Genomic DNA, 25,816 nt, shown 5'->3' with positions numbered 1-25,816 from the left:
GGTACCAACCATCACGTGCTCCTCAACAACTGGCTGAGCACGGTCATGGCGCTGGCCTGCCGGACCACTCCAGCGTTGGCGGCGACTCCCGGCGCCGACGTCCACGAAGGCAGCGCCGCCAAGGCAAGGTTCACGGTAGTTTCATAGGCCTTCATCACGTCAATGTCCTGGGCCCAGTATTGCAAATACTCCTCTTCGAGATCCTGGATCTCCTTATCGTGTAGCCCGAGCAAGTTAGCCGCTGTTAGCTTCTTCAACTCAAGGCGATTTGCGGCGATCGTCTGCGGGTGCACGGTCGCCCGAAACGCTAAGCGATAGGCCTGGTAAACACCGTCGAGCTGCGCGGCGGTCTGCCGGATCTGCTGTGCGAGGCCAATCAGCCACAGCTGAAACGGCGCTGTCGCCTGAAACATCCGTACCGCCGTTGGACCTGTCCACTCCTCTAGCAGGATCCTGAGCACGTCCGCGAGCGCATCCGCGGTGTTATCTACCTGAGCGGCCAAGCTGTTCCACGCACTGACGGCGGCATACATCGGATCCGGACCCGCGCCGCTGTACATGCGGGCGGAGTTAATCTCCGGCGCTTGCTGTTCGTAGTCCATCTCTTTGTTCTTGGTTCCTTCCGGCTGGTGACGACTGCTGTCAGTCGTGTTGACGTCTGCGGTGCTGCTATTGGGTTGCGCCCCCGAGGTTGTGTAGGAGTCCGGCCGTGGGTTGACAACCGGTGTGTGATAGCCGGATAAACGAGAGACATCGGCTGATTTTCGGGGACCTCCAAAGTTGCTCAGCAAAGGAATCGCCGCAATGACCACTGGACACCATATCGGCTGGCCGACGCAACCGGCTAACCGACTCACCCCCACCCCGATGTGCTGCGCGGGCTCCTTGGCAAAGGTTATTACCCACTGATGTGCTGAAGCCGACGCATTGTGCGGTGCCGGCTACGGCCAGCGCAGCGCCGAGCTTAGATGCCCCCTAAGGCTCGAGGACAAGCTTGCCCAGCACACCGCCATCGGCTAGACACTGCAACGCAGCCTGCGCTTCCGACAACGGATAGCGTTGCGGCGGAGGTGGTTTCAGGCCCAAAAAAACCAACTGGCCTAGGCCCCAGGAGAACAAGGCCGCCGAACCGGGGACCTTGTTGAGGTACTCGCCCCACGCCACGCCCATCACGCTGACGTTGCGCAGCAGCAGCCGGTTGACCTTAAGGGTAGGGATATCGCCTGCGGCGAAGCCGATGACCAGCAGCTTACCGTCGATGGCCAGCACTCGAATCGCGTCGTCGAAGGCTGCGCCACCAATGGGATCGACGACGATGTCCACACCGCGACCATAGGTGTGTTCCCGCACCCGCTGAGCCCAGCCATCAGTCAACGGCAGCACCACGTCGGCGCCCAACGACGAGACATAGTCAGTTGCGTTCTCGCGGTGCACCACCGCTATCACCTGGCTCGCACCCATCGCCTTGGCGATCTGAACCGCCGCCGTACCAACTCCGCCGGCGGCGCCTAACACCAACACGCTGTCAGCCGGCCGCATTGCGGCGCGACGAGCCAAGGCAAAGTACATGGTGTTGTAGTTCACCAACAACGATACCGCTTCGGCATCATCGAGTTCCGCGGGGCTGCGCACCACGTTAGCCACCGGAACGGCCACTTGTTCGGCATAGCCGCCGAGCACTCCGAACGCCGAAACCCGTTCGCCCACATGTAAACCCGAACCAGGCGGCGCCGACCGTACGACACCTGCGGTTTCCATCCCCGGCACGAACGGCGGCGGCAACTTCAGTTGATACTCACCCTTGCTTAGCAGCAAATCAGGAAAGCACACTCCGGCGGCACGAACGTCGATGACGACGTTGCCGCCATCGCCGGAAACATCGTCGATATCAGTGTACGCGATCCCGGATGGCCCAGAAAGCTTTTGTACGACACAGGCTTTCATGTGTTCTACAACTTGAATCCGGCTTTTTTCGCGCCAGACAGGTCGGTGATCTCGGACCACTGCGCGGCGATGTCCGCTACCGACGGCGGCTTATCGAAGTTGACGCCGTCGTTCTGGAACAACGCAGTCCGCTGCACCTTGCCACCACCAACGATGAACACCGATCCGCTGTCAGCACATTCCTCGGTGCACAAGTAGGCCACCACCGGCGCGACGAACTCTGGCGTGAGTTTCTCTAGTACCTCGGGCGGCATGATGTCCTGAGTCATCCTGGTGGCCGCGATCGGAGCTACCGCATTGGCGTGGATGTTGTACTTCGCGCCTTCCAGGGCCAGCGTGTTGATCAGGCCAACCAGGCCGAGCTTGGCTGACCCGTAGTTGGTTTGGCCAAAGTTGCCGAACAGTCCGCTGGTAGAGGTGGCGACGACGACCCGCCCGAAACTCTGCTCGCGGAAGTGCGGCCAGGCCGCGCGCAACACGTTGTACCCACCGTAGAGATGCACCTTGAGCACGGCGTCCCAGCTTTCGGACGTCATCTTGTGAAAGGTGCCGTCGCGCAGGATCCCGGCGTTGCTCACCACGCCGTGCACAGCACCGAATTCGTCCAGCGCGGTTTTGATGATGTTCGCCGCACCGTCCTCGGTGGCGACACTGTCATAGTTGGCGACCGCACGGCCGCCCGCGTCCCGAATCTCGGCAACGACATGGTCGGCCATCGCCGATCCAGCGCCCGTACCATCGCGGGCCCCACCCAGGTCGTTGACGACGACGCTGGCGCCCTCCCGGGCAAGGGTGAGGGCATATTCACGCCCCAGTCCCCCACCGGCTCCGGTGACAACGATGACACGATCTTGCACTCCGGGCATCAGGTTCCTCTCTGCGACTGGGAAGTTGGCAAACCAAGATTCGGGGCAAACAACAATCAGAACAGCCTGCGGGCCAGCTTGAATGCCCGCTCGGTGTACGGCGGGTAGATGATGCTCGAGAAGTCGGGTCGAGTCGGCTTGGTCAACACCGACTTGCGGTGGCTGAACTCATCGAATCCCCACTTGCCGTGGTAGGCACCCATACCCGACGCGCCGACACCGCCGAACGGTAGCTTGGCCGTCGACACCTGGAAAGCGAGGTGGTTGACCAGCATGCCACCCGCCGGCACCTCCTTGATCACCCGTTCGCGGGTCTGACGTGACTTGGTGAACAAGTATGCCGACAGTGGCTTAGGTCGCGCGTTAATGAAACCTATTGCCTCGTCTAATGATTGGACGGTAAGCACCGGAAGGATCGGCCCGAAGATCTCGTTTGCCATCAACGGACCTTCCGGATCGGGATCGACGACCACGGTCGGCTGGATGCGCAACGTCGATGCATCACACTTACCGCCGACGGCGACCGCACCTTTTCCTCCGGCCGCAGATTGCACTTCCGAGAGATAGCCGCTCAGCCGGTCGAACTGGCGCTGGTTGACGATGCGCAGTCCGCTTGGATCGTCTTGAGACCGGAACTTGGTGATAGCGGCGCCGATCTTGTTGACCAGTTCGTCGCGGATCGTCGCGTCAGCCAACACGTAATCGGGGGCCACGCAGGTCTGGCCGGCATTCAAGATTTTGATCCAGGCGATCCGCTTTGCCGCCACGTCGATGTCGGCATCGGCCGCCACGATCACCGGACTCTTGCCGCCGAGCTCGAGGGTGACCGGGGTCAAATGCGGTGCCGCGCCTTCGTATACCTTGCGGCCGATCTCGGTGCCGCCGGTGAACATCACACGGTCCAGGCCCTGCGCGATCAGCTCCTGACTGACCGTGCCGTCGCCCTCGATCACCGCGATCGCGTCGTTGTCCAGATAACGCGGAACAAGCTCGGCCATCAAGTGTGCCGAAGCGGCTGCGATCTCCGACGGCTTGAGCACCATCGTGTTTCCCGCGGCGATCGCCCCAACTGCTGGTCCCAGCGTCAAGTAGAACGGGTAATTCCAGGCGCCGATGATCAGCACCGTCCCGTACGGTTCGTACTCCACCCAGCCGCGGCCAGGCAACTGCGGAACCTCCAAGAGTCGGTATTTACGGCGCATCCACTTGCGCACCTTTTTGGCCGCGTACTTCGCTTCGGTGACGGTCGTCGCGATGTCGGCGATAAATGCCTCAACCGGGTTGCGGTCCAGATCGTCGGCGAGCGCCGTGGCGATCGCGCCCTCGTTTTCCTCCATCATCGCCTGCAGCGCACGCAATTGCTGCGTGCGCCACTCGACGCTACGGGTACGCCCGCTGGCAAACGTCTGACGAAGCCGAGCCACGGTAGCCGCACTATTGGCCCCCGCTGGGGCGTGCGGCGGAACCTCGCTCTTGGACGATGTCTGCTGCGCAACTGATTCGGTGGTCATTAGGGTTCTTCCTTCCCGCAGCTGCCTACCGCCCTCCGCGATAGCGCTCATCGGTGCTAACCGCGATCCTAATCACCTGGTTGGGCCAGCAGTAGGAAGATCCAGCCCGGATCTTTAGCGGCCCGACTGGTCGGGCTGGGAGTCCACCGGCGCGGCGCTGACCCGCGGATCGGCGGTGCGCGCCATTACAACCGCTCAGCGGTCACAAACTCGGCAAACGCATCCTTGTCGTCGGCCATCGGCAAGCCATCGACCCAGCGGCCCGCTCGGCGCATCTCGTCTGGCGAGCGGTGAGCGGTGGCCCGCCAACCGTGGCGGTTGAGCCAGTCGGCGACGACCGCCCGATTTTCGTCGTGGTAGATCAGCTCCTGCACGTCGACGGCCTGCTCGAAGCCCAGCGCATCGGCCACCTTCCTGAACCGCGCCCGCATTTGTTCGCGCCGCTCATCGCCGTGCAGGGGCGAGGTTTCGACCGCAAGCCGGCTGCCTACCGAGCTCAGCTCACCGATTTGGGCGAACAGCCCATCCTGGGCGTCGGCAGGCAAGTACATCAGCAACCCCTCGGCCAACCAAGCCGTTCGAGCTGACGGGTCAAAGCCCGCGGCTCGCAGCGCCGCCGGCCAGTCCTGACGCAAGTCGATGGGCACCTCACGGCGATCGGCGGCGGGTGTCACGCCGTTTTCGGCCAACGTCGTGGACTTATAGGCCAACACCTTAGGCTGATCGATCTCGTACACGGTGGTCCCAGTCGGCCAATCCAGCCGGTAGGCGCGGGAATCCAGTCCCGACGCCAAGATCACGACCTGGCGGATTCCATCGGCGACAGCGTTGTTGAAGTAGGTGTCGAAAAAATTCGTCCGAACCGCTTGGTAGCTACGCATGTGCTCGACCATGGCCGCGGCTTCGGCGTCGATCGCTTCCACCTTGGCCGCCATCGACGGGTCAAGCATGGCTTCCCACAAGACGCCGGCACCGGCGTTGGTCACCAGCAGTTTGGCGTAGGGGTCACGGATCAGCGCGTCGGGCCGATCGGTTTCGACGGCACGGGCGGCGGCCACCATCACCGCGGTAGTGCCGACGCTGGTCTTGATGTCCCAGGTGTCGTCATGGGTTCGCAGTGTGCTCATCGCGTGCTCCCGCCTTAACAGGTCCTGGTGGATTCTGATTCGTCGGATGGCCCGGCGAGACGCGCTCGCAGCAGCGTGCTGCGGACGACCTCGTCGGCCAGGTCTTCCGGTATCGGCCGGCCAAGCCGGGTCATCTCGTCCCAGTTGTTTACGCCACGCACCTGCCAGCCGTGGTCGGCCAGCCACCGCGCGGCATCCGACCGGTCGGGTTCGTGGTAGATGAGCTCTGCGACGTTGACGTTCAGACCGAGCCGGTCTCGTATGCGCAACCAACGCTGCGAGTTGCCGGTCGAATTCAAGCCGAACGCCTCGACAGCAATCTGACTCCCCGGTGCACTAAGGGCGGTGACCATCTCGAAGAGCCGGTCGGCAGCGTCGCTGGGCAGGTATGGCAGCAGGCCCTCGGCTAGCCATGCGGTCGGTTGGGAGCGGTCGAAGCCGGCCGCGGCTAGTGCCGCCGGCCAGTCATCACGCAGATCCACCGGGACCGGGCAGCGCCGGGCGGTGGGCACCGCACCATGTGATTGCAGAATTCCGCTCTTGTATTCGAGCACCTGGGGCTGGTCAATCTCGTAGACCGCAGTGCCGGGGGGCCAACTCAGCCGGTACGCCCGGGCGTCCAGCCCGGCCGCGAGTATCACCACCTGCCGAATGCCGGCATCGACGGCGGCGCCGAAGTACTCGTCGAAGAAGTGAGTGCGTACCGCCTGGTAGTCACAGCCAATCCGATGCACCCGTTGCCCGTGCTCATCGCCGTCCAGCCAGGCCAAATTCGCGTCGGCTAGCCGGGCCCACGCTCGACCGGCCGACGACACCAGGATGCGGGCGAACTCGTCACGAATCAGCGGATTGGCGCCAAACGTTTCCACCGCCCGTGCGGCGGCGACCCCCAACGCGGTGGCACCCACGCTTTCGGTAATGGCCCAGGTGTCACCGGCGCTACGCAACGACGGCGAGTCGTGGAGATCAGTCATGTCGCGACCATGCTACCGAATAAGTTAGGCAGCCTATATGCTTTGTGCCTCACATCACTATCGAGCGGGCCAGCCCGCCCGCTAGGCGTTGGGCTGCCAGAGTGCGCCGCTCAGCAGCTGGCCCAACGTCTCGGTGACAGCCTCCATCTCTTTGGGGCTGCGCAAATAACCGGCATAAAACCCCACGCCGCACAGCACCACAAGCAGGGTCTCAGTCAGTGAATACGCATCGATACCGCTGGCAAGCTCGCCGGACTCGATGGCATCCTTGACGGCCCAGCTCAGGAAGTCCCGGCTAAGCCGCACGGCATCGTTTTCGGCGTGGCTCAATTCCGGATGCCGCTGTGATTCCAGCACGTTGGTGACGAGAAACGCCGACGCGGCCGGATTATCGGAATGCGCCTGCATCGCCAGGTTGATCAGCACCGACACCCGCCTGATCAGGGTCGTCTCCCGCTTAGCCTGGTCGATGCTGGCCGCGACAACCAGTTGGTTGGTTTGGTCTACCACCTCGCGGTACAGCGCCCGCTTACTGGAAAAGTAGTGATTGATCGCGGGGCGGGTCAGGTCAGCGCGGACCGCAATCGCCTGAAACGTCGCTCCGTCGTATCCACGTTCACTGAACACTTCGCGAGCGACGCGGACAATGCGCTTGCGCGTCTCGTCGGCCTTCGCCGCTGGGGGACGGCCTGGTTTGCGACTCACCCTAGACGGCATTGCTAAAGTGTGCCACCGCCGCCGCCATACGGCATCAACGCGTTAGCTGGAATGCTGCCGAACTTGCCGGACTGGTGGTCGGCAAGCGCCTCGATCAATTCAGCACGAGAGCTCATCACGAATGGTCCGTAGTGAAATACCGGCTCACGGATCGGCCGTCCGCCCAGCATCAGCACATCAAGATCCGTTGTGCGATACGAGCTTTGGGCAGCCTTGGCGCCGACGGTGATCCGATCGCCAGGTCCGAGAACGGCCAACTGCCCCTGGTTAATCGGGTGAGCGACCGGACCAAGGCACCCGCTGCCGGACAACACGTACACCAGTGCATTGAAGTCACGCCGCCATGGAATGTTGACGCGAGCTCCATTTTGGATCGTTGCATGCGCCAGTGTGACCGGCGTGTGGGTAACACCGGGGCCACGGTGGCCGTCGATGTCACCGGCGATAACCCGGACCAACGCACCGCCGTCCCGGGAAGAGAGCAACTTAACGTCGTTGGCTTCGATGGCCTGATACCGAGGCAACGTGAACTTGTCTTTGCGGGGCAGATTCACCCATAGCTGAACGCCGTGGAAAACGCCGCCGCTTTCGACCAGTTCAGCCGGCGGGGTCTCGATGTGCAGGATGCCGGAACCCGCCGTCATCCACTGCGTCGCGCCGTCCGTGATCACGCCGCCACCGCCGTGGGAATCCTGATGCGCGAACGTGCCGTCGATCATGTAGGTGACCGTTTCGAAGCCGCGATGCGGATGCCAATCGGTGCCCTTAGGCTCGCCCGGCTGATACTCAACCTCACCCATCTGATCCATATGCACAAAGGGGTCCAGCGCCGCGCTGCTGACCCCCGCGAACGCCCGGACCACCGGGAAGCCCTCACCTTCATAGCCGTGCGGGCCGGTAGTGATCAATCGGACTGGCCGCTCGGTATCAGCGGGCCCGGCCGAGCGGATGCGCGGCAAAGTCAGCGTGTCTGCAGTGACAGCGGGCATCTTTACCTCCAAAGATGGATTTAGGGGAGCTAGCCATATAACCGGACTTCGGTCCGATTATTCCCCGGGCTGGTGGTCTCGACGGGCTGCGTCGGTCCGCCGGGGCCCGAATAAGATGGCGTGGTGCTTCCAGGCTCCCTCGGCAGTCCCCTACCGGGGTCGCGGGTCAGGCCAGCGCCGTGAGCGAGGCATCCCAGGATGAACCGCAACCGGCGGCGTCCCGGCGCGCCGCCACGGGTGGACGGTTCGGCGCATCGATCAGGAACTCGGGCTACCTGCGCAAGTGGTTCCTGCTGGGCGCCGCGATCGGTGTCATCGCCGGCCTCGGAGCGGTCGTCTTCTACCTCGCGCTGAAATACACCGGAGAATTTCTGCTCGGCTACCTGGCCGGCTACCACATCCCCACGCCCGTCGGCGAGGGTGGCAGCCACGGCTCCGCCGGCTTCGAACGCCCATGGGCGATCCCGCTGGTGACCACGGCCGGGGCGCTGCTGTCGGCATTAATCGTGGCCAGGTTCGCGCCGGAAGCCACCGGTCACGGCACCGACGAAGCCATTGAGGCAGTACACAGCGATCCGCGTGCTATCCGCAGCCGGGTGGTACTGGTCAAGATGGTGGCCAGCGCGCTCACCATTGGCTCCGGAGGTTCAGCTGGACGCGAAGGCCCGACGGCCCAAATCTCCGCTGGCTTCTCTTCGTTGCTGACCCGACGACTCGACCTATCCGATGAGGACGGCCGGATCGCGGTGGCGCTGGGGATCGGCGCGGGCATCGGCGCGATCTTCGCCGCGCCGCTAGGCGGTGCGGTATTGGCGGCATCGATCGCCTACCGCGACGACTTCGACTACCGCAGCCTGATCCCAGGGTTCATTACCTCGGGGATGGCGTACGCGGTGCTCGGGTCGATCGTGGGATTCGACCCACTGTTCGGCTACATCGACGCCGAGTATCGCTTCGAGAGAGCGTGGCCCCTGCTGTGGTTTGTGGTGATCGGTTTGGTCGCGGCCGCAGTCGGCTACCTGTACGCCCGAATCTTCCACGCGTCGGTGGCAATCACTCAGCGGCTTCGCGGCGGGCTGGTGCTCAAGCCCGCGCTGGGCGGACTCCTGGTCGGCCTGCTGGGACTGCTGATGCCCCAGGTCCTGAGCAGTGGTTATGGCTGGGCACAGCTGGCCGCCGATCGCGGATCGCTAATGACGATCCCATTGTGGCTCGTCGTGGTACTCCCGATCGCCAAGATCGTCGCCACCTCGGTGTCGATCGGCACCGGCGGCTCCGGCGGGCTCTTTGGTCCCGGGATCGTGATCGGGGCCTTCGTCGGAGCTGCGATCTGGCGACTCGGCGAATTGTCCGGACTGCCCGGAGTACCGGATGCTCCGGGGATATTTGTCGTGGTCGGCATGATGACATGCTTCGGCAGCGTCTCCCGTGCGCCGCTGGCCATCATGGTCATGGTCGCGGAGATGACCGGCTCATTCTCGGTCGTGCCAGGAGCGATTCTGGCGGTGGGCATCGCATCGTTGCTGATGTCACGTACCAACGTCACCATCTACGAGGCCCAGCGGCTGAACCGCGAGACCGCGGCGGCCGAACGCGCTCGTCGGGTCACCGGACCGGATCTCGGTGAGCGTGCGTAGTTGTACGACATGCTCGGCGTGTCACCGTACAAGCACGCACCCGCGCCGCAGGGGAGGGGCGCGTCGCCGGGCTAAAACTGAATTGCCCAGCTCCTCAACGGGCCATTCGGCCCGCATCGTCGCCGGGCTAAAGCGAGTGGATCTGCTGCACCGGCAGCCGGGGCCCACGGCGCGGTTCGTATGCCAGTCCGCTGACTTCCAGCAGCCGAACTACCCGGTAGCGGTGCGGTCGCATCGGCTCCAGCAGCTCTAGCATGACGTCGTCGTCGACCGGACGACCCAATAGCGTCCAGCCGATCATCTTCGGAATGTGGTAGTCGCCCACCGACACAGCGTCGGCGTCACCGAACGCCCGTTGCGCGGTCTCGGCGACAGTCCAGGCTCCGACTCCCGGCAGCGACTGCAACGCTTCGCGTGCCTGCGCCATCGGCCGTGATACCAATCGTTCCAGCGACGCCGCCCGGCGTGCGCAGCTCACCACTGTCTGAGCCCGCCTCGGGTCAACGTTGGCGCGGTGAAACTCCCACGACGGGATGCCTTGCCACACCTGCGCCGACGGCGGTACCCGCATCCCGGCCGGGGCCGGGCCAGGCGGCGGCGTCCCGTACTTGGTCAGCAGCACACGCCAGGATCGAAACGCATCGGCGCCGGGTACCCGCTGCTCGATGACCGCCGGGATGAGGGCTTCCAGCACCTGCCCGGTGCGGCCCAGGCGCAAATGCGGAACCCGTCGGTGCGCCGCCGCGACGGTCGGGTCGCGCGGCACGAAATCCGAGGCATCGTCGTCGGCGCCGAGCATCGCGGGCAGCATCTCGACGAATTCCTCAGCACCACTGCCCCACGCTGCGCAATGGACGGCGTTGGCGGCCGCGCGGCTGATCCGCGCCGTGACCGGTCCGGTGGCCAGCCGGCTGGTTCGCCAGATCGTGCCGTCACCAGGGACCTGAAAACACGGATCCCGAGGACCCCGCCGCAGTGGCGCCAACGTATGCCCGAAGCTGGCCACCCCGGAGAACGTAACAGTACGTGCGCTCTTCACCATATGACTCCAAATGACTCCAAACTCCAGCAGATCACAGATCCGGCAGGGACGTTTGACCGCAAACTGTCTCCCGAGACAGGATGGCGATGTGACGACGCCGTTCGACGACCCGCAGGCCGAACTGGCGTGGATGTACCTACAGTGTTTATCTGAGGGCGGGGATCTAGACGAAGGCTTCGCGTTGCTCAGCGATGACTTCACCTACTGGAGCATCGTCACCCGCGATTCGTTCGACAAGCAGACTCTGCGCCACGCCATCGAGCGGCGCAAACAGATCTTCGAGATCAACGTCGAACTGAGGCGCTGCGTCAACGAAGGCGACACCGTGGTCGTTGAGGGACTGGTCAACAGCACCACTCCCGGAGTCCGGTACGACAGCCCATTCGTCTGCATCTTCGACACCCGCGACGGACTGATTGTGTCGATCCGCGAATACAGCGACACCCGCTCGTGGGCGGCAGCGTTCTCCTAGTCGAGGTTATTGCGGCAGGACGGTTATTTCGGCCTTGTTGGGGTAGAAAGCGACATGCCCGGCGATCACTGCGACTGCAGGATACGGCTGTTCATATGTCCAGATTGCATCGTCGACAGTGTCACCGGCGGCGGTGGTCACGCTGTAGTAGCTGGCGTCACCTTTGAACGGGCAGTAAGTGCCGGTGTCGGTGCGGGACAACCGGTCTTGGGCAACGTCGCTCAACGGAATATATTGCACTGCAGGCAAAGTGGCCTCATGCAATACCAATGCCGCAGTCGTGTCCGCAATGAGCTCGCCATTGACGCGCACCTGGACCCGTCCCTTTGTCCGCTCGATGGTGATGGGATGTCCAGCGCTAGGTTCTAGGACTTGACGGTGACCCATGGTTGATACCTCCTCAGACGCGGTGATTGGTGCAACACCAGTCTGTGCTCAACCCTTCCCGAACGCATACCGGTGATACTGCGCCATGGTCCGCAGCACCGGCACTGCCGTCATTGCTCTACCCAGCCACCGGAGCCGCGGTGACACCAGGTCAAACGTGTCGCTGTCGAACACCGATTCCCACGCCAACAGGCGCACTCCCGAAACGGTGTCGACGATGTCAGCGGGCCCGTCAATCCCCCAATGCAGCGTGGCGCCGGAACGGCGGACCACCGCGTTGATCACCTGGGTGCGGATTCCAAACGTGTTGAACGCGTCGAACTGCAGTTCGCCCGACGGGAAGCGATCGACGACGCGGCGCAACAGCGCCAGTCCGTCATCTTGCGTCAGATACATCGTCAGACCCTCAGCGATGAGCAAAGCGGGATGCTCGGCCGGTATCTCCGCCAGCCAGGACGGGTCTGTTACCGAAGCCGGTAGCATCCAATAATTCGTGCGAGCGGGATACACCTGTTGGCGCAACTCAATGACGTCGGGGTAATCGATGTCATACCAGCGCACACCCGCAGCGGGATCCAGTCGATACACGCGGGCATCCAAACCACAACCGACGTGCAACACCACGGCGTCATCGTGCACGGCCAGGTACTGGCGCACCCACTTGTCGAAGTGGGCAGTGCGAATCGCGACCGAAGGGGCCCGTCGCGCAGTGATAGTTGTTGTCTTCCAGTCATAGTCGATCCGCGCCACAGCAGCCTTCGCATACTGGTCACCCAGGATCGAGTGGGGCGCATCGGCATCGAGCGCTTTGGCGTACAACGTCGCCAGCATGGTCTGCGGCGGCCCGGTTAAATCGACATGCACCCGTTCCATAGGCACGAACCTATTCTGATGCGGTGCCGGCGCTCTTTCGAGCCGTCCGTATCGCAGCCCAGAACCGGGCGGCCTCGCGGATCGATTCCTCGACCGGGCGCGGCTCCCAACCCAGTTCCCGTACGGCCTTGCCGTGGTCAATCTCGCCTTCGGCGCGCATCATACGCACCGACGCGAGGCTGAGTTCGGCATCCTTGCCGGTGAGCCGGGCTCGCGCGCTGCCCAGCGCACCCAAGCCGTACAACATCGGCACCGAGATGGACCGTCGTGGCGGCGGCACGCCGGCTTCATCGGCCGCAATACGCACGACGTCCTGCAACGGAATCATCCGTTCGGAGACGAGGTATCGCTCGCCGATGCGCCCGCGTTCGGCAGCGAGGATCATTGCCCTAGCCGCATCGTCGACGCCGACAACTTCCAGCTCGATGCCGTTCATCAGGAACGGCAGCTTGCCGAAAACTGCGCCGGCAATGAAGGCGCCATGCGGGGTGCGCCCCCAGTCGCCGCTACCGTACGTCGTCGAGACACACATTGCGACGGCTGGCAGACCGGCCTCGGCCACGTAACGCATCACCAAATCCTCAGCCTGGACCCTGGATTGGACGTAGGGAGTCAGCCCGCGGGAGCCGATCACGTCGGCCTCGGTTGCCACGTGCCCACGCCGCCGGCCCACCGTTGCGTAGGTACTGGTGAAGATGAATCTGCGCAAGCCCGGTTGTTTGACCGCGATATCAAGGACGTTGCGAAGCCCTTCCACATTCGTGCGAAACAGTGGCGACGGGTCGCGCAACCACGCGCGGGTATCGACGACGCAGTAGTACACGTCGCCGCAACCGTCCATCGCTTCGCGCAGCGTGGCGGTGTCGAAGACATCGCCGTGAAACCGGGTGAGCCGCAAGTCATCGATGGCACGAGTGTTGGCGGTGGGCCGGACCATTGCCCGCACATCGCTTTTCCCTGGTGCGCCGTTGGCGACGAGCTGGCGGGTCACATGCGAGCCGAGGAAGCCGTTGGCGCCGATGACCAATGCCGGTTTGGCGCTCACCGGTCCTCATTCTCCCTATTGTTCTCGCGCATCCAGCGCGCCGCGTCGTCATCGAGCGTGCCCAGGTCCTGCGCCTTGCGGCACCACTGCATCCCCGCCCGCAAGAAGCGCAGCGGGTTATAGATGTCTTCTTGGCGACACCACTGACCGTCACCGGCATAGGTAATGATGGAGATATTCGTCGCGCTGATCACGGTACCGTCACCGGGATCGGCCAATGGGTTGTCCAGTTCGCAGATGATGCGCCCGGTGGGCTCGTCGATGACGGACCACAACGACGGAAACGCGATCATGTGGCTCCCCGGGAAGGTCTTCATCGTCTGCTCAATCCAAGCGCGCACCTGGTCGCGGCCTCGCATGGTGCCCACCGCATGCTCGAGGTACTCGACGTCCGGTGTGTACTGAGCGACCCAGGCGTCCCAGTCTCGTGTTACGGCCGCCCGAGCGACCGTCTCCTCGAACTTCTCAAATGCGACGGACAACTCGTCGCGGGAGAACGGCGGGCTGGTCACGCAGACACCCGGAAAATGCTGGCTAGGCAGATTTTCTTGACGCAATTTGATCGCACATCCGGTGTCCGAGTGCCGTTACATCTCATCGCCGGAGTGTAGCCTGGCTAGAGACCGTCATCGGCCGCCAGGCACCGTCGCTGGTAAGGCCAACAGGGAGGGACAAGTAGTGACAAGCACCCGAAAGGCGATCCTTGCCGGCGGCTGTTTCTGGGGAATGCAAGATTTGATCCGCCGCCAGCCCGGTGTGATCTCGACCCGGGTCGGTTACAGCGGCGGCGAAACACCCAACGCGACATACCGTCAGCACGGCATGCACGCCGAGGCCGTCGAGATCATCTATGACCCAGCGGTCACTGATTACCGCACGCTATTGGAATTCTTCTTCCAGATCCACGATCCGACGACACGAAACCGCCAGGGTAACGACCGGGGGACCAGCTACCGGTCGGCCATTTTTTACCTCGACGACGAGCAAATGCGAATCGCGCTCGACACCATCGCCGACGTCGACGCCTCCGGCCTATGGCCCGGCAAGGTAGTGACCGAGGTCAGCCCCGCTGAGGATTTCTGGGAGGCCGAGCCTGAGCACCAGGACTACCTGCAGCACTACCCCAACGGGTACACCTGCCACTTCATTCGCCCCGACTGGAAGCTGCCACGACGAGCCCCCGCAGACGCCAAAGCCGACAGCTGATCGGCTAGGACCCCAAACGGTCAGCGTCGACGCACGACCACCCGCCCGCCATTCTTGGGGGTATAAGCAACCCCGCGCGAGTGCCACCGCTCCCCAGGCGCCGTGGTTGTCTCGATAGTGAAGTGGCGCAACACCGTTCGAAGCACCACATCCATCTCCATGTTGGCAAATGCGGCCCCCACACAGCGGCGCGTGCCGCCGCCGAACGGGATCCACGCGAAGGAGGGCGGTTTGTGTTCGACGTACCGCCGCGGATCGAAGCGCTCCGGATCTGGGAAGACTTCGGGATTGTCGTGGATCTGCGCAATGCTCACCAAGATCGAATCGCCTCGGGGAATGGCCCATTCGCCGAGTTGGTACACGGGCGGATAGACACGGCGAGCGGCGAAATCGATGACTGTCCTGGTCCGCTGGACTTCCAGGATCGTCGCCTGGCGCAGCTCGTGGCCGGCACCCCCACCAGCATTGTCGACCTCATCGACGAGGGCCACCAGCACCTCGGGGTGCCGGCTCAACCGCTCGAAGGCCCAGCCCAGAGTGGCCGCGGTGGTTTCATGTCCGGCGGCCAGCAACGTCAGTAGCTCGTCGCCAATATCCTTGCGCGACATCACCGAACCATCGTCATAGCTGCTGCGCAGCATCAACGCCAGCACGTCGGTCCGATCAACGAAGTTTCGATCGGCCCGCTCGTCGTCGATCAGCTTGTCGATAACGATGTCGTACTGTCGCCGCCACTGGTCGAGTCTGCCCCACGGGCTGTAGCGACCAAAGTTGCGTTCGGGTTTCGGCATCGCTGCCAGACGCGAGCCCAGGGTGACCCACGGCGGGAGGAGTCGGCGCAGCTCGTCGAGTTCGGCACCGGCGGCACCGAAGACGGCGCGCAGGATGGCATTGAGCGTGATCCGATTCATCGACGGCAGCGTGGCAAAAGGCTGGCCTTCAGGCCAGCTCTCGGTCTCCCGCAGTGTCTCTTCTTCAACGATGCGCTCGTAGCTCTTCATGCTCTTGCCGTGCAATGGCGGCGCCAACAACCGCCGCCGCCGGCGGTGATCCTCGCCCTCCAGGGCAAAGACCGAGCCGGTACCGAACAACCGGCTCAGGTTCGGCTGGATGTTGCCCAGCTCTTCTGGGCTAGTGGTGAAGATCTGCTTGGCTAGCTGCGGGTCAGCAACGACGACGATGCGGCCGTATATCGGGGTGTTTAACGTGAAAACGCTGCCATAGCGGCGTGCCAGCCGTTGGATCATCCACCGTCGTGACGTCGCAAAGGCAAGGCCCTGCAACACCTTCGGCAGCCGGGTGGCGGGGGGCAGCCGCACCGCGGACGACACCGGCGGGGCGATGGCTACTTCGCTCATAGCGATAACGCTCCCAACGTGTCCCCCAGATCGGGGTGGTGCGACGGTGCACCGCGGGCCTTTCCCGGTACGGTACTCCGCAGTACCAAGCCTGACAAGGGGCCCGCGGTATGAGTACATGATTCTTCAAACTCTTGGCGTGCAACCGCGGCGCGCCTGGCGTTCGACCGTCGACCGCAGTGACACAGCAACGCCGAGGCGGGAACCTAACGAAGGCCGCCGCGGCGGCTAAGATCAGCACCCCAACCTGGGGGCGGTACCATACTGTACCGGCCCCCTTGTCCCAAAACGGGACTCTGCGGCGCCAAGCCAGGCAGGGCCTCGCATGCACCGAAGGGCGCTCCGTCGATGACTTCAGCAACAACTGTCACGGGCGACGCGGTTCTGCGCGACACCAACCCTTTTCGGCGTCGGCTGCTCGACGGCCTCACCACTTCGATCGGCGAGCGTGGCTACCGCGCGAGCACAGTCGCCGACATCGTCCGCCACGCGCGCACCTCGAAGCGCACGTTTTACCACCAGTTCGTGAGCAAAGAAGAGTGTTTTCTGGAATTACTGCTGGCCGACGTCGAGAAGCTCGGCAAGAGCATCCAGGCCGCGGTCGATCCGGAGGCTGACTGGCATCACCAGATTCGTCAGGCGGTCGAGGCCTACGTCGGATACATCGAGTCCCGACCAGCCATCACCTTGAGCTGGATCCGTGAACTTCCGTCGCTCGGTACCGCCGGTCGCCCTGTCCAACGCCGTGGATTGCAGTTGTTGTCCAGCCTGCTCATCGATCTCAGTGCCAGCCCGGGGTTTCAGCGGGCTGGCCTGCCGCCGTTGACTGCGCCGCTGGCAGTCATCCTGGTGGGTGGTCTGCGTGAACTGACCGCACTTGCCGTCGAAGATGGACGGCCCGTCCGGGAGATTGTCGAACCGGCCATGGATGCGTCGGTTGCGCTACTCGGCCCTAGACACTGAACATTGAGTGTTCCAAGAAGCCGGATCGCCCGGCTTCGCTCGGGCCGTCTCGGCCCGCATCATCGCCAGGCTAGGCTCATCACAAACGATCCGAAACACGGAGGACTGCGATGCGGCTATCAGCCCGGAACCAGCTCAACGGCATCATCACTGAAGTCGACCTCGGCACTGTGATGGCAATCGTGAAAGTCCAGCTTGACGGCGGCGATCAGGTCGTCACATCCTCGGTCACCAAAGACGCCGCGGTCGAACTCGGCCTGGCCGTCGGTCAGTCCGCGACGGTGTTCATCAAGTCGACAGAAGTGACGATAGGGGTCGACTAACCAGACATGGCGCCGACCATGCGCGCCGAGCGCTTCTACGCGGACACCAAAAAGGTTACGCTGGAAGATATTCCAATTCCGGAGCCGGGACGCGGCGAAGTCTTAGTAAAGGTTGCTTTCTGCGGGATCTGTCACTCGGACCTGAGTCTGATTAACGGAACATTCCCGGCCCAAACACCGGTGGTGACGCAGGGCCACGAAGCGTCGGGCATCATTGCGAAATTGGGCCCCGATGTGACCGGCTGGGCGGAGGGCGACCGGGTGGTGGTCGCCGCCGGTCGGCCATGCCAGACATGCCCGAACTGCCAGCGGGGCGACGTAACGAACTGCGCGCGAATCCAGTTGATGGCGTTCGCCTACGACGGCGCGTGGGCCGAATACACCGTGGCGCAGGCGGCCGGCCTGACGCGCGTGCCCGACAACGTCCCGCTGGAGCAGGCCGCAATCTTGGCCGACGCGGTGTCGACGCCGTTCGGCGCCGTGGTTCGCACCGGAAGAGTAGCGGTTGGGGAATCCGTTGGAGTGTGGGGCGTTGGCGGCGTGGGCACCCACATCGTCCAGCTCGCGCGGTTAGTCGGCGCGGTACCAGTAATCGCCGTCGACATCAATCCGGCAGTTCTGGAACGCGCCGTGGAAATCGGCGCGGACTACGCGCTCGACTCCCGCGACGACCGGTTGCAAGACAAGATTGCTGAGATCACCGGTGGCCGGCGACTGGATGTGGCGTTTGACGCCGTTGGCCTGAAAGCAACGTTCGAACAGGCCCTGCACTGCCTGACCAATGGCGGCCGGCTGGTGGGCGTCGGGATGAGCGCGGATTCGCCGACTATCGGATCCACCGCCATGTTCGCGTTGACCCGCAGGCAGGTGCTCGCTCACCTCGGCTACCAAAACGTCGACATCGAGACACTAGCGAAGCTGGTTTCGCACGGACGCCTTGACCTATCGCGGTCGGTCAGCGAGATCATCGCCCTCGAAGACCTGCCGTTGGGCATCGAGAAGCTGGAGCGTCAGGAGGGCAACCCTATCCGTATCCTGGTCAAGCCCTGAGAATCCATACCACGCCGCGACACATAACCTGCGCACACCACCCCTGAAATATAGTGCTGTAGTTTATGTTTCGACGGGATCTGGTGATGTGGAAGCAGTTCATGACCGCATCGGTGCACTAAACCTCGCGGACCAGCGCGATGGCCCGCCCCAGGGTGCGCATCAGCGCACTCCGTGTTCGGCCAGCCTCTTGATCGCCGCCAAGGTTTTGGTGATCGCCGCCTCGAACTCCCGCAGCCGCACGAACACGATCTTTTGTTCCTTGTCGGGCATCGCGTCGATAACCACCGACAACCCCGAGCGACCCGGGCCCATCTGCATCGAAAACGTCAACGCGGTGCCACCACCGCGTGGTGCCAACCGGAATCGCCACGTCGCCGACGGGTTATCCGACTCACCGACCGACCAGGCGAATTCCCGCAATTCGTCGCAGGCAACGATCTGTGACGTTGTGCTCCATTGCCCGAACGCGTCGTGCGCGTTGTATCCGACGAACCGGGCACCGAGCCGGGGCCGGCCGGCGCCGTCGATCCATTCCACGGATTGCAGCTCGTTACTCAGCGTCGGCATCAGCTCGATATCGGAAACCAGGCTCCAGACCCGCCGTGGATCGGCGTCGATCCACGTTGATGCTTGCACGGATGGCTTGTCGGCATAGCGTGCGCCGGTCCATTCCACGGGCCCCATTGTCCCCTGCTCGGCCCGCCGCAACACGTCTATGCGACGGCGGGTGCTGGCTTGACCCCCGGGAAGGTGAGCGTGACAATCTTGCGCACGACGGTGCCGAACTGTCGGAGGAGCGGGCCCCGGTTATATGGGATGCCGTAGCGTTCGCAGATTTCCTGCACCTCACCCGCGATTTCGGCATACCGGCGAGCCGGCATGTCCGGAAACAGATGGTGCTCGATCTGATGCGACAGGTTACCGGACAACACGTGGAAGATCTTGCCTCCGGTCAGATTCGCCGAGCCGAGGACCTGACGGCAGTACCACATGCCGCGAGACTCGTCCTTGGTCTCCTCGACGGTGAATTCCTGCGTGCCATCCGGGAAGTGGCCGCAGAAGATGATCATGTACGACCAGATGTTGCGCATCAGGTTGGCCGACAGGTTGCCCGCGAAGACAAACGGTGCGAATGGGCCAGCCAGCAACGGGAAGACGACGTAGTCCTTGAGTATTTGCCGGCGCGTCTTTTTCCAGATCGCACGAAGGACGTCGCGCTTGTCAGCGAGTCTGATCTCGCCGGCGCGAATGCGCTCGGTTTCCAATTCGTGCAGCGCGACGCCGTACTGGAACAACACCATCAGCAAGAACGCGTAGACCGGGTTGCCGAGGAAGTACGGCTCCCAGGGCTGGTCGTCGCTCATCCGCAAGATCCCGTAGCCGATGTCGCGATCCATCCCGACGATGTTGGTATGCGTGTGATGCAGGTAGTTGTGCGAATGCCTCCATTGGTCGGCGGGGCAAGCTGTGTCCCACTCGAAGGCGCAGCCAGAGATCGCCGGGTCACGCATCCAGTCGTACTGACCATGCATGATGTTGTGACCGATTTCCATGTTGTCCAAGATCTTCGACAAACCCAGCATCGCCGTACCGGCCAGCCAGGCCGGCGGCAGGAACAACAGCGCGCGTCCGCCGACCTCCAGGACACGCTGGACCTTGATGACGCGGCGGATGTAGTCCGCGTCCTTTTCGCCGAGGTCCGCCATCACGCGCTCCTTGATGGCGTCGAGTTCGCAGCCGAATGCCTCGGCTTGCTCGAGGGGCAAGGTAATCTTGTTTTGTGACATGGCTTTTCTCCTAAAGGAATAGATCGACGTCACCGACCGGAACAGACACGCAGATTTGCACGTCCTCATCGGGTTCGGTCGACACTGCCCTGGTGATCAAGTTGCGCACCGTGCCGGCAGTTTTCCGACGCGTGCAGGTATGGCAGATGCCCATCCGGCACCCGTTCTGTGGCGTTAGGCCAGCCGATTCGGCCTGTTCCAGCAACGAGCGACCGTTATCGATGACGTGAATCCCGCTGTTCGCAAACGTTATTCGTCCACCAGCCGGATTGTCCGGCGGTTCGAGCACCGGCGGCACGAAGCTCTCCGTGCACACGTTGTCACAGTGCTCCCGGACGGACTCAACCAAAGTGGTTGGCCCACAGACGAACACCACATCAGGTGCCGTCATTGCGGCGGCCAGGTGTCGTGGTCCGAATCGGCCAACGAGATCACCGTCGGCCGAGCGGGTGTAGCCGTGTAGCACACGTACGCCGCCCATCGCGGCCAACTCGGCACGGTAGCAGGCCTCGGTTGCAGTCCGCGCGTAATGAACAAATGCGATCTCGCGGTCGACGGCTTGGACATGCCCCTCAGCCACCAGCGTGCGCAGCATCGCCATCACGGGCGTGATACCACTTCCGGCGGAGACGAACAGGATCCGGCGCGGCCGATGCGCGGGCAGCACGAAGTCGCCGCCGACACCGGCCAGGCCGACGATCATGCCACGGCGGGCATGCTCATACAGGTATGTCGAGACCACCCCGCCGTCATGCTGACCGATCGTCAGCTCGAGCTTGACGGCACCTTCGGCATTGGCCGGCGAATAGCAGCGAGTGTGCCGCCGACCGTCGATGTCGACCGTGAGGTTGATGTATTGACCGGCCTTGACGGTCTGGGTGGATGTGAAGCTCTCGTTCGGGGCCAGCGTGAGGGTCACGCTGCGCGCAGTGGTCCGGCGTACGTCGATGACCTTTGCGCGGGCCGTACCCAGCGCCCATGTCGGCGCCACCAGCTCGATGTAGCGGTCAATGCCATGCGGACCGGTAAGCAGGTCTACCAGGCCTGAACCCAGGACTCGCTTCCGGAACGCCCGCGCAAACGTCCCGGAAGGTTCCGCATTTTGAGTGAACATCTGTACACCGTGCGACTGGATACTGCAGTTCGTCAAGGTATTAGCGCAGCTCTGTGGTAGGGTTCACACAGTGAACAGCCGTGCTCCTAGCTCACGGACCCACCGATCTGGCCGCGAGCGTGCCCGGGGAACCCCGTCCCGCGAGGAGCGCAAAGAAGCGACCCGGCGGGCCATCATCGCCGCCGCACTCAAGCTGCTACACGACCGCAGCTTCAGCGGCCTGAGCCTGCGCGAGGTAACCCGGGAGGCCGGGATTGTGCCGGCCGCGTTCTACCGTCACTTCGAGTCGATGGAGGCCCTAGGGCTGGTCCTGATCGACGAGTCATTTCGCACCTTGCGCGACACACTGCGCGGGGCGCGTACCGGCAAGCTCGACCCAAGCCGGGTGATCGAGTCATCCGTCGAGATCCTGGTCGCCAGTGTCGCCGAACGACGCGAGCACTGGCGCCTCATCGCCCGGGAGCGCTCCAGCGGGGTCTCTGTGCTCCGCTACGCCATCCGCACCGAGATCCGACTGATCACTTCCGAACTGGCCACCGACCTCGCGCGTTTCCCAGGGCTTAACGCCTGGAGCACCGAGGATCTCAATGTGCTTGCGACGCTGTTCGTCAACGCAATGATCGTCATCGCCGAGGCGATCGAGGACGCCCAGAGTTCCGAAACTCTCGAAGACATCCGCCGCATTGCAGTCAAGCAGCTACGGATGATCGCCATCGGTGTCGCCGGTTGGCGAAGCAGCCCCTAAGGATGCCGAACGGCGTGAGCTGTTATCGCGGAGCTCGCCACATCGCCCACATCGTTGGGCCGCCATTGGGCAGCACGATCTCACGGGTGACGCTGAAACCGAAGCGTTGGTAGTACGGCACATTTTCGGACTTCGTTGATTCAAGGTAGGCAGGACAGTGCTCGGCATCGCAACGGTCCAGCCGTGACCGCATCAGGGCCTGCCCGTAGCCTTTGCCGCGGACCGTCGGGTCGCTACCAATTGTGGCGAGATACCAGTGCGGTTCTTCGGGGTGCACGCGCTTCATGAGCTCCTGCAAGCCACGTGCCATGGCCGTACGGAAGCCGAACACCCGTAAGAACATCGGCATCATGGCCAGTTGACCTCGGCGAGTTTCTTGCCATTGATTCGGCGGGTCCCACAGCGCCGCCGCGCCGATGCCCGGTCCGTCGCCAGCCACCTCCACGCCACCGCGTGCCAGATGGTGGTGACGGGTCAGCGTCATGAATAACCGGTAGAGCTGCGCGGTGCGCGGTTTCTCGTCGGGAAAGAGCCAGATCATCACCGGGTCGTTGCAAAACGCCCGGGCCATGGTGCGTGACAGCTCGCGGACGTCGTCTTTCTGCGCGGGGCGCGCCTGGGGAGCCACCCTGGTCAGGCTACTTGGTGCTCGGAGGTGGCGGCCCAGGCGTACGTAAAGTTCGCAATTCCTAGCCGAACTGTCCGAAACCGCCGCGTGTGGCGGGCGCCCTGGTGGATATTGGGATCCAATGACCAACATCTCGCGGCGGGTGTTCGGGCAGCTGACCGCCGGGCTCGGCATGCTTGGCGCCGGCGGGTTACCGAGCGGCTGCGGCGTGCCGAACTCCCAACACGCCACCATGCCCGTCAGTCCGGCGCCCTCGTCAAGTAGGGGCGTGGGGTTCGTTTTGTCGCATGAGCAGTTCCGCACCGATCAGCTGGTGGCGCAAGCCCAGGCCGCCGAAAAGGCCGGCTTTCAATACGTGTGGGCAAGCGATCACCTTCAGCCGTGGCAGGACAACGAGGGTCATTCCATGTTTCCATGGCTGACCCTAGCCCTGGTGGGCAAGAGCACCAGCCGCATCGAATTTGGCACCGGGGTGACCTGCCCTATATACCGCTACCATCCGGTGACCGTGGCACAAGCATTCGCCTCGCTGGCGATCCTTAGTCCAGAACGAGTGTTTTTAGGGCTTGGCACCGGAGAACGGCTCAACGAACAGGCCGCCACCAAGACGTTCGGCCGCTACACCGAACGCCACGACCGGTTGGTCGAAGCCATCGGGCTGATCCGCCAGTTGTGGAGCGGCAGACGAATCTCGTTCGCGGGCCGATATTTTCAAACAGACGCGGTGAAGCTTTACGACCTACCACACCAACCTCCGCCGATCTTCGTGGCTGCTAGCGGTCCCAAAAGCGCAACGCTGGCCGGTCAATACGGCGACGGCTGGATCTCCCAGGCCCGCGACATCACCAACTCGAAACTAGTAGCCGCATTCAACACGGGTGCGCAAACCGCCGGGCGCGACCCCAGCAGCCTCGGCAAACGTGCCGAACTGTTCGCCGTCGTCGGCGATGACGCCGACGCCGCCCGCGCCGCCGCCTTGTGGCGATTTACCGCCGGGGCTGTCGATCAGCCCAATCCGGTCGAGATCCAGCGCGCTGCCGAATCGAACCCGATCGACAAGGTGCTCGCCAACTGGGTCGTCGGCACCGACCCGTCCCCCCACGTCAACGCCGTGCAAGCGGTTCTCGGCGCTGGCGCCACTCCGTTCCTGCATTTTCCCCAGGACAACCCGGTGACCGCGATCGACTTCTACGGCGCCAATGTCTTACCCAAACTGCATTCATAGCGTGGGTGTGCTGATCTTCCGGACGATACGGCGAACCAGTGACCGTCACGCCGAACGCCGACCGGCCTGTAGTGACGGGGCTTGGCCGTCGTCGGCTTGGTTCGAGCACACACTGCTGCACTACTGAATTACTGGTAGCACGCTTAAGTGAAATGTCATCGGGTAGTTCAACGAGTGGCGATAGGAAGCGATGCGAAAGCAGTGTGTTCCGTAAGGCGCAGGTGGACAGTAGCGAAGGCGCAGAAATGGCCAAACAGCTGCTTGCACAGCGACTCTAGCTCCAGCCGAACACGACCTTTCGATTTGTTCTACCGCCTCCGCGGCTATTCATTCCCAGATCTACGATGGTGTGGCTTCATCAACGATGCCGGTGCAACGGTGCGCCGGGGAACGGTTGCCGAGAAGTGTGGGACTTCGAAACAGACCCGGAATACCAGGCGAAGCTGGACTGGGTTGAAAAGTTCATGGTCGACGAGCTCGAACCGCTCGATCTGGTCGCCCTTGATCCGTATGACAAGAAGAACGTCGAGATGATGGCGATCCTGCGGCCGTTGCAGCAGCAGGTGAAAGACCAGGGACTGTGGGCCGCGCATCTGCGGCCCGAGCTCGGCGGTCAGGGCTTCGGCCAGGTCAAGCTCGCGCTGCTCAACGAGATCCTCGGGCGCTCACGCTGGGCACCGTCGGTGTTCGGCTGCCAAGCACCCGACTCAGGAAACGCTGAGATCCTCGCACTGTTCGGCACCGAAGCGCAGCAGGCCCGCTACCTGCGACCGTTGCTCGACGGCGAGATCACCTCCTGCTATTCAATGACCGAACCGCAGGGTGGTTCCGATCCCGGGCAGTTCGTCACGGCCGCAACGCGCGACGGCGATCACTGGGTCATCAACGGGGAGAAGTGGTTTTCTACCAACGCCAAGCACGCGTCGTTTTTCATTGTCATGGCCGTGACCGAGCCCGAAGCCCGCACTTACGAAAAAATGTCGTTGTTCATCGTTCCAGCCGAGACGCCGGGCATCGAGATCGTGCGCAACGTTGGCGTGGGATTGGGACGGGATTCAGCGTCTGCCGCCAGCCATGGCTACGTCCGCTACAACGATGTTCGGGTGCCGGCAGATCACGTCCTAGGCGGTGAAGGCCAGGCGTTCATGATCGCGCAAACTCGACTGGGCGGAGGGCGCATCCATCACGCCATGCGCACAATTGCCTTGGCGCGTCAGGCTTTTGACATGATGTGCGAGCGCGCGGTCTCCCGACAGACCAGGCATGGGCGACTGGCCGATTTCCAGATGACTCAAGAAAAGATCGCTGACAGCTGGATCCAGATCGAGCAATTCCGTTTGTTGGTATTACGCACCGCTTGGCTGATCGACAAGCACCATGACTATCAGAAGGTGCGCCGCGACATCGCGGCAGTGAAGGTCGCCATGCCCCAGGTGCTGCACGATGTCGCGCAACGCGCCATGCACCTGCATGGAGCGCTGGGCGTGTCTGACGAGATGCCGTTTGTCAAGATGATGGTGGCCGCCGAGTCGCTGGGCATCGCCGACGGCGCCACCGAGCTGCACAAGATGACCGTAGCTCGCCGGACACTGCGTGAGTATGAGCCCGTGACAACGCCTTTCCCGTCTCAGCACATACCCACCCGGCGCGCGCAAGCCCAGGCCCGGTTGGCCGAGCGCCTCGAACATACGATCGCCGAGTTTTAACCGGATCTGCCGGCTCGAGTCCAAGCCGAGAAGAAGGTTGACGACCTCGACACTGCAGCTACCGTGACGACACGCCGAGAAGGTCCACGCCACTTACAGTTTCGATGCTTGAAAGATCGCCATG

At 63.2% G+C, this 25,816-nt stretch carries 27 protein-coding genes and 1 pseudogene; 10 read left to right on the top strand and 18 right to left on the bottom strand.

The annotated features are described in order from the left end of the window. Nucleotides 1–11: 11 nt before the first annotated feature. Nucleotides 12–602 (bottom strand): PPE family protein, encoded by a 591-nt coding sequence (locus tag B586_RS00945; RefSeq protein ID WP_054878959.1) that lies wholly within the window; start codon nt 600–602, stop codon nt 12–14. A 249-nt stretch (nt 603–851) separates the two neighbouring features. On the opposite strand from B586_RS00945, the pseudogene B586_RS22655 reads away from it, so the two are divergent. Next, nucleotides 852–963: pseudogene (locus tag B586_RS22655) on the top strand (hypothetical protein); the annotation flags it as partial. 12 nt (nt 964–975) lie between these two features. Here B586_RS22655 and B586_RS00940 read toward each other — a convergent pair. From B586_RS00940 to B586_RS00910, 7 genes are all read right to left on the bottom strand, one after another. After that, nucleotides 976–1,944: an NADPH:quinone oxidoreductase family protein gene (locus B586_RS00940; RefSeq protein ID WP_047314496.1), complete on the bottom strand. Its 969-nt coding sequence runs from the start codon at nt 1,942–1,944 to the stop codon at nt 976–978. A 5-nt stretch (nt 1,945–1,949) separates the two neighbouring features. Beyond that, entirely contained in the window at nt 1,950–2,810 is an 861-nt protein-coding gene (locus tag B586_RS00935; protein ID WP_047314497.1) for an SDR family oxidoreductase, read from the bottom strand. A gap of 56 nt (nt 2,811–2,866) precedes the next feature. Next, the gene (locus tag B586_RS00930) at nt 2,867–4,321 is read right to left on the bottom strand and encodes an aldehyde dehydrogenase family protein (protein WP_054878960.1); all 1,455 of its coding nucleotides are present in this window, start codon (nt 4,319–4,321) and stop codon (nt 2,867–2,869) included. Nucleotides 4,322–4,506: 185 nt separating this feature from the next. After that, complete coding sequence (locus tag B586_RS00925) at nt 4,507–5,439, bottom strand: class I SAM-dependent methyltransferase (RefSeq protein WP_156166426.1); 933 nt, start codon at nt 5,437–5,439, stop codon at nt 4,507–4,509. Between the two features lie 23 nt (nt 5,440–5,462). Next, nucleotides 5,463–6,422, bottom strand: a complete 960-nt coding sequence (locus B586_RS00920) for a class I SAM-dependent methyltransferase (RefSeq protein WP_054878961.1) — start codon at nt 6,420–6,422, stop codon at nt 5,463–5,465. 81 nt (nt 6,423–6,503) lie between these two features. Continuing rightward, nucleotides 6,504–7,139 carry a TetR/AcrR family transcriptional regulator gene (locus B586_RS00915; RefSeq protein WP_047314501.1) on the bottom strand — a complete coding sequence of 212 codons (636 nt, stop codon included), beginning with the start codon at nt 7,137–7,139 and terminating at the stop codon, nt 6,504–6,506. Between the two features lie 2 nt (nt 7,140–7,141). Continuing rightward, nucleotides 7,142–8,128 (bottom strand): pirin family protein, encoded by a 987-nt coding sequence (locus tag B586_RS00910; RefSeq protein WP_047314502.1) that lies wholly within the window; start codon nt 8,126–8,128, stop codon nt 7,142–7,144. Nucleotides 8,129–8,307: 179 nt separating this feature from the next. On the opposite strand from B586_RS00910, the gene B586_RS00905 reads away from it, so the two are divergent. After that, complete coding sequence (locus tag B586_RS00905; protein WP_054878962.1) at nt 8,308–9,765, top strand: chloride channel protein; 1,458 nt, start codon at nt 8,308–8,310, stop codon at nt 9,763–9,765. A 127-nt stretch (nt 9,766–9,892) separates the two neighbouring features. Here the strand turns inward: B586_RS00905 and B586_RS00900 are convergent, their stop codons facing one another. Beyond that, entirely contained in the window at nt 9,893–10,807 is a 915-nt protein-coding gene (locus tag B586_RS00900) for a DNA-3-methyladenine glycosylase family protein (RefSeq protein ID WP_156406679.1), read from the bottom strand. Between the two features lie 130 nt (nt 10,808–10,937). Here B586_RS00900 and B586_RS00895 point away from each other — a divergent pair, with 130 nt between their 5' ends. After that, nucleotides 10,938–11,279, top strand: coding sequence for a nuclear transport factor 2 family protein (locus B586_RS00895; RefSeq protein ID WP_231584607.1), 342 nt, complete (start codon nt 10,938–10,940; stop codon nt 11,277–11,279). A gap of 6 nt (nt 11,280–11,285) precedes the next feature. Here B586_RS00895 and B586_RS00890 read toward each other — a convergent pair whose 3' ends face one another. Genes B586_RS00890 through B586_RS00875 form a run of 4 tightly spaced genes read right to left on the bottom strand, consistent with a single transcriptional unit; the run spans nt 11,286 to nt 14,096 of the window. Next, entirely contained in the window at nt 11,286–11,666 is a 381-nt protein-coding gene (locus B586_RS00890) for a DUF427 domain-containing protein (RefSeq protein ID WP_054878963.1), read from the bottom strand. Nucleotides 11,667–11,714: 48 nt separating this feature from the next. Continuing rightward, a complete protein-coding gene (locus B586_RS00885; protein WP_156406845.1) occupies nt 11,715–12,539 on the bottom strand; it encodes a class I SAM-dependent methyltransferase in 825 nt (274 codons plus the stop codon). Nucleotides 12,540–12,549: 10 nt separating this feature from the next. After that, on the bottom strand, nt 12,550–13,584 hold the full coding sequence (locus tag B586_RS00880) for an NAD-dependent epimerase/dehydratase family protein (RefSeq protein WP_054878964.1): 1,035 nt from the start codon (nt 13,582–13,584) through the stop codon (nt 12,550–12,552). Then, nucleotides 13,581–14,096 carry a nuclear transport factor 2 family protein gene (locus B586_RS00875; protein ID WP_054878965.1) on the bottom strand — a complete coding sequence of 172 codons (516 nt, stop codon included), beginning with the start codon at nt 14,094–14,096 and terminating at the stop codon, nt 13,581–13,583. The genes B586_RS00880 and B586_RS00875 overlap by 4 nt, the downstream gene beginning before the upstream one ends. Nucleotides 14,097–14,262: 166 nt before the next feature. On the opposite strand from B586_RS00875, the gene msrA reads away from it, so the two are divergent. Continuing rightward, nucleotides 14,263–14,790 carry a peptide-methionine (S)-S-oxide reductase MsrA gene (gene msrA, locus B586_RS00870; protein WP_047314508.1) on the top strand — a complete coding sequence of 176 codons (528 nt, stop codon included), beginning with the start codon at nt 14,263–14,265 and terminating at the stop codon, nt 14,788–14,790. 20 nt (nt 14,791–14,810) lie between these two features. Here the strand turns inward: msrA and B586_RS00865 are convergent, their stop codons facing one another. Then, the gene (locus B586_RS00865; protein WP_054878966.1) at nt 14,811–16,148 is read right to left on the bottom strand and encodes a cytochrome P450; all 1,338 of its coding nucleotides are present in this window, start codon (nt 16,146–16,148) and stop codon (nt 14,811–14,813) included. Nucleotides 16,149–16,496: 348 nt separating this feature from the next. Here B586_RS00865 and B586_RS00860 point away from each other — a divergent pair, with 348 nt between their 5' ends. The 3 genes from B586_RS00860 (at nt 16,497) to B586_RS00850 (ending at nt 18,484) form a co-directional block, all read left to right on the top strand. Then, on the top strand, nt 16,497–17,111 hold the full coding sequence (locus B586_RS00860; protein ID WP_047314510.1) for a TetR/AcrR family transcriptional regulator: 615 nt from the start codon (nt 16,497–16,499) through the stop codon (nt 17,109–17,111). Nucleotides 17,112–17,221: 110 nt separating this feature from the next. Beyond that, nucleotides 17,222–17,434, top strand: a complete 213-nt coding sequence (locus tag B586_RS00855) for a TOBE domain-containing protein (protein ID WP_047314511.1) — start codon at nt 17,222–17,224, stop codon at nt 17,432–17,434. Between the two features lie 6 nt (nt 17,435–17,440). Continuing rightward, nucleotides 17,441–18,484 carry a zinc-binding dehydrogenase gene (locus B586_RS00850; RefSeq protein WP_047314512.1) on the top strand — a complete coding sequence of 348 codons (1,044 nt, stop codon included), beginning with the start codon at nt 17,441–17,443 and terminating at the stop codon, nt 18,482–18,484. A gap of 162 nt (nt 18,485–18,646) precedes the next feature. Here the strand turns inward: B586_RS00850 and B586_RS00845 are convergent, their stop codons facing one another. Genes B586_RS00845 through B586_RS00835 form a run of 3 tightly spaced genes read right to left on the bottom strand, consistent with a single transcriptional unit; the run spans nt 18,647 to nt 21,388 of the window. Then, nucleotides 18,647–19,171 carry an SRPBCC family protein gene (locus tag B586_RS00845; RefSeq protein WP_211141548.1) on the bottom strand — a complete coding sequence of 175 codons (525 nt, stop codon included), beginning with the start codon at nt 19,169–19,171 and terminating at the stop codon, nt 18,647–18,649. Between the two features lie 29 nt (nt 19,172–19,200). Beyond that, nucleotides 19,201–20,274, bottom strand: a complete 1,074-nt coding sequence (locus tag B586_RS00840; RefSeq protein WP_054878967.1) for a fatty acid desaturase family protein — start codon at nt 20,272–20,274, stop codon at nt 19,201–19,203. Between the two features lie 10 nt (nt 20,275–20,284). Beyond that, the gene (locus B586_RS00835) at nt 20,285–21,388 is read right to left on the bottom strand and encodes a flavin reductase family protein (protein WP_047314514.1); all 1,104 of its coding nucleotides are present in this window, start codon (nt 21,386–21,388) and stop codon (nt 20,285–20,287) included. 70 nt (nt 21,389–21,458) lie between these two features. Here B586_RS00835 and B586_RS00830 point away from each other — a divergent pair, with 70 nt between their 5' ends. Continuing rightward, entirely contained in the window at nt 21,459–22,133 is a 675-nt protein-coding gene (locus tag B586_RS00830; RefSeq protein ID WP_047314515.1) for a TetR family transcriptional regulator, read from the top strand. 22 nt (nt 22,134–22,155) lie between these two features. Here the strand turns inward: B586_RS00830 and B586_RS00825 are convergent, their stop codons facing one another. Then, nucleotides 22,156–22,761, bottom strand: coding sequence for a GNAT family N-acetyltransferase (locus B586_RS00825; protein ID WP_047314516.1), 606 nt, complete (start codon nt 22,759–22,761; stop codon nt 22,156–22,158). 121 nt (nt 22,762–22,882) lie between these two features. Here B586_RS00825 and B586_RS00820 point away from each other — a divergent pair, with 121 nt between their 5' ends. Both B586_RS00820 and B586_RS00815 read left to right on the top strand, forming a co-directional pair. After that, a complete protein-coding gene (locus tag B586_RS00820) occupies nt 22,883–23,986 on the top strand; it encodes a F420-dependent hydroxymycolic acid dehydrogenase (RefSeq protein WP_054878968.1) in 1,104 nt (367 codons plus the stop codon). Between the two features lie 404 nt (nt 23,987–24,390). Then, nucleotides 24,391–25,692 carry an acyl-CoA dehydrogenase family protein gene (locus B586_RS00815; protein ID WP_047314518.1) on the top strand — a complete coding sequence of 434 codons (1,302 nt, stop codon included), beginning with the start codon at nt 24,391–24,393 and terminating at the stop codon, nt 25,690–25,692. Nucleotides 25,693–25,816: the final 124 nt, after the last annotated feature.

It is taken from the genome of Mycobacterium haemophilum DSM 44634 (assembly GCF_000340435.2).
Taxonomy (GTDB): domain Bacteria; phylum Actinomycetota; class Actinomycetes; order Mycobacteriales; family Mycobacteriaceae; genus Mycobacterium; species Mycobacterium haemophilum.
The sequence above is the reverse complement of the archived record's forward strand: the minus strand, read 5'-3'. Positions and strand labels throughout refer to the sequence as shown.

What these genes read in the sequence shown, in the direction of transcription:
- B586_RS00885 (WP_156406845.1), bottom strand. Translation starts at nt 12,539, where the DNA reads ATGGAACGGGTGCATGTCGATTTAACCGGGCCGCCGCAGACCATGCTG.
- B586_RS00940 (WP_047314496.1), bottom strand. Translation starts at nt 1,944, where the DNA reads ATGAAAGCCTGTGTCGTACAAAAGCTTTCTGGGCCATCCGGGATCGCG.
- B586_RS00945 (WP_054878959.1), bottom strand. Translation starts at nt 602, where the DNA reads ATGGACTACGAACAGCAAGCGCCGGAGATTAACTCCGCCCGCATGTAC.
- B586_RS00900 (WP_156406679.1), bottom strand. Translation starts at nt 10,807, where the DNA reads ATGGTGAAGAGCGCACGTACTGTTACGTTCTCCGGGGTGGCCAGCTTC.
- B586_RS00860 (WP_047314510.1), top strand. Translation starts at nt 16,497, where the DNA reads ATGACTTCAGCAACAACTGTCACGGGCGACGCGGTTCTGCGCGACACC.
- B586_RS00895 (WP_231584607.1), top strand. Translation starts at nt 10,938, where the DNA reads ATGTACCTACAGTGTTTATCTGAGGGCGGGGATCTAGACGAAGGCTTC.
- B586_RS00855 (WP_047314511.1), top strand. Translation starts at nt 17,222, where the DNA reads ATGCGGCTATCAGCCCGGAACCAGCTCAACGGCATCATCACTGAAGTC.
- B586_RS00930 (WP_054878960.1), bottom strand. Translation starts at nt 4,321, where the DNA reads ATGACCACCGAATCAGTTGCGCAGCAGACATCGTCCAAGAGCGAGGTT.
- B586_RS00890 (WP_054878963.1), bottom strand. Translation starts at nt 11,666, where the DNA reads ATGGGTCACCGTCAAGTCCTAGAACCTAGCGCTGGACATCCCATCACC.
- B586_RS00840 (WP_054878967.1), bottom strand. Translation starts at nt 20,274, where the DNA reads ATGTCACAAAACAAGATTACCTTGCCCCTCGAGCAAGCCGAGGCATTC.
- B586_RS00920 (WP_054878961.1), bottom strand. Translation starts at nt 6,422, where the DNA reads ATGACTGATCTCCACGACTCGCCGTCGTTGCGTAGCGCCGGTGACACC.
- B586_RS00845 (WP_211141548.1), bottom strand. Translation starts at nt 19,171, where the DNA reads ATGGGGCCCGTGGAATGGACCGGCGCACGCTATGCCGACAAGCCATCC.
- B586_RS00910 (WP_047314502.1), bottom strand. Translation starts at nt 8,128, where the DNA reads ATGCCCGCTGTCACTGCAGACACGCTGACTTTGCCGCGCATCCGCTCG.
- B586_RS00835 (WP_047314514.1), bottom strand. Translation starts at nt 21,388, where the DNA reads ATGTTCACTCAAAATGCGGAACCTTCCGGGACGTTTGCGCGGGCGTTC.
- B586_RS00915 (WP_047314501.1), bottom strand. Translation starts at nt 7,139, where the DNA reads ATGCCGTCTAGGGTGAGTCGCAAACCAGGCCGTCCCCCAGCGGCGAAG.
- B586_RS00865 (WP_054878966.1), bottom strand. Translation starts at nt 16,148, where the DNA reads ATGAGCGAAGTAGCCATCGCCCCGCCGGTGTCGTCCGCGGTGCGGCTG.
- B586_RS00820 (WP_054878968.1), top strand. Translation starts at nt 22,883, where the DNA reads ATGACCAACATCTCGCGGCGGGTGTTCGGGCAGCTGACCGCCGGGCTC.
- B586_RS00935 (WP_047314497.1), bottom strand. Translation starts at nt 2,810, where the DNA reads ATGCCCGGAGTGCAAGATCGTGTCATCGTTGTCACCGGAGCCGGTGGG.
- B586_RS00850 (WP_047314512.1), top strand. Translation starts at nt 17,441, where the DNA reads ATGGCGCCGACCATGCGCGCCGAGCGCTTCTACGCGGACACCAAAAAG.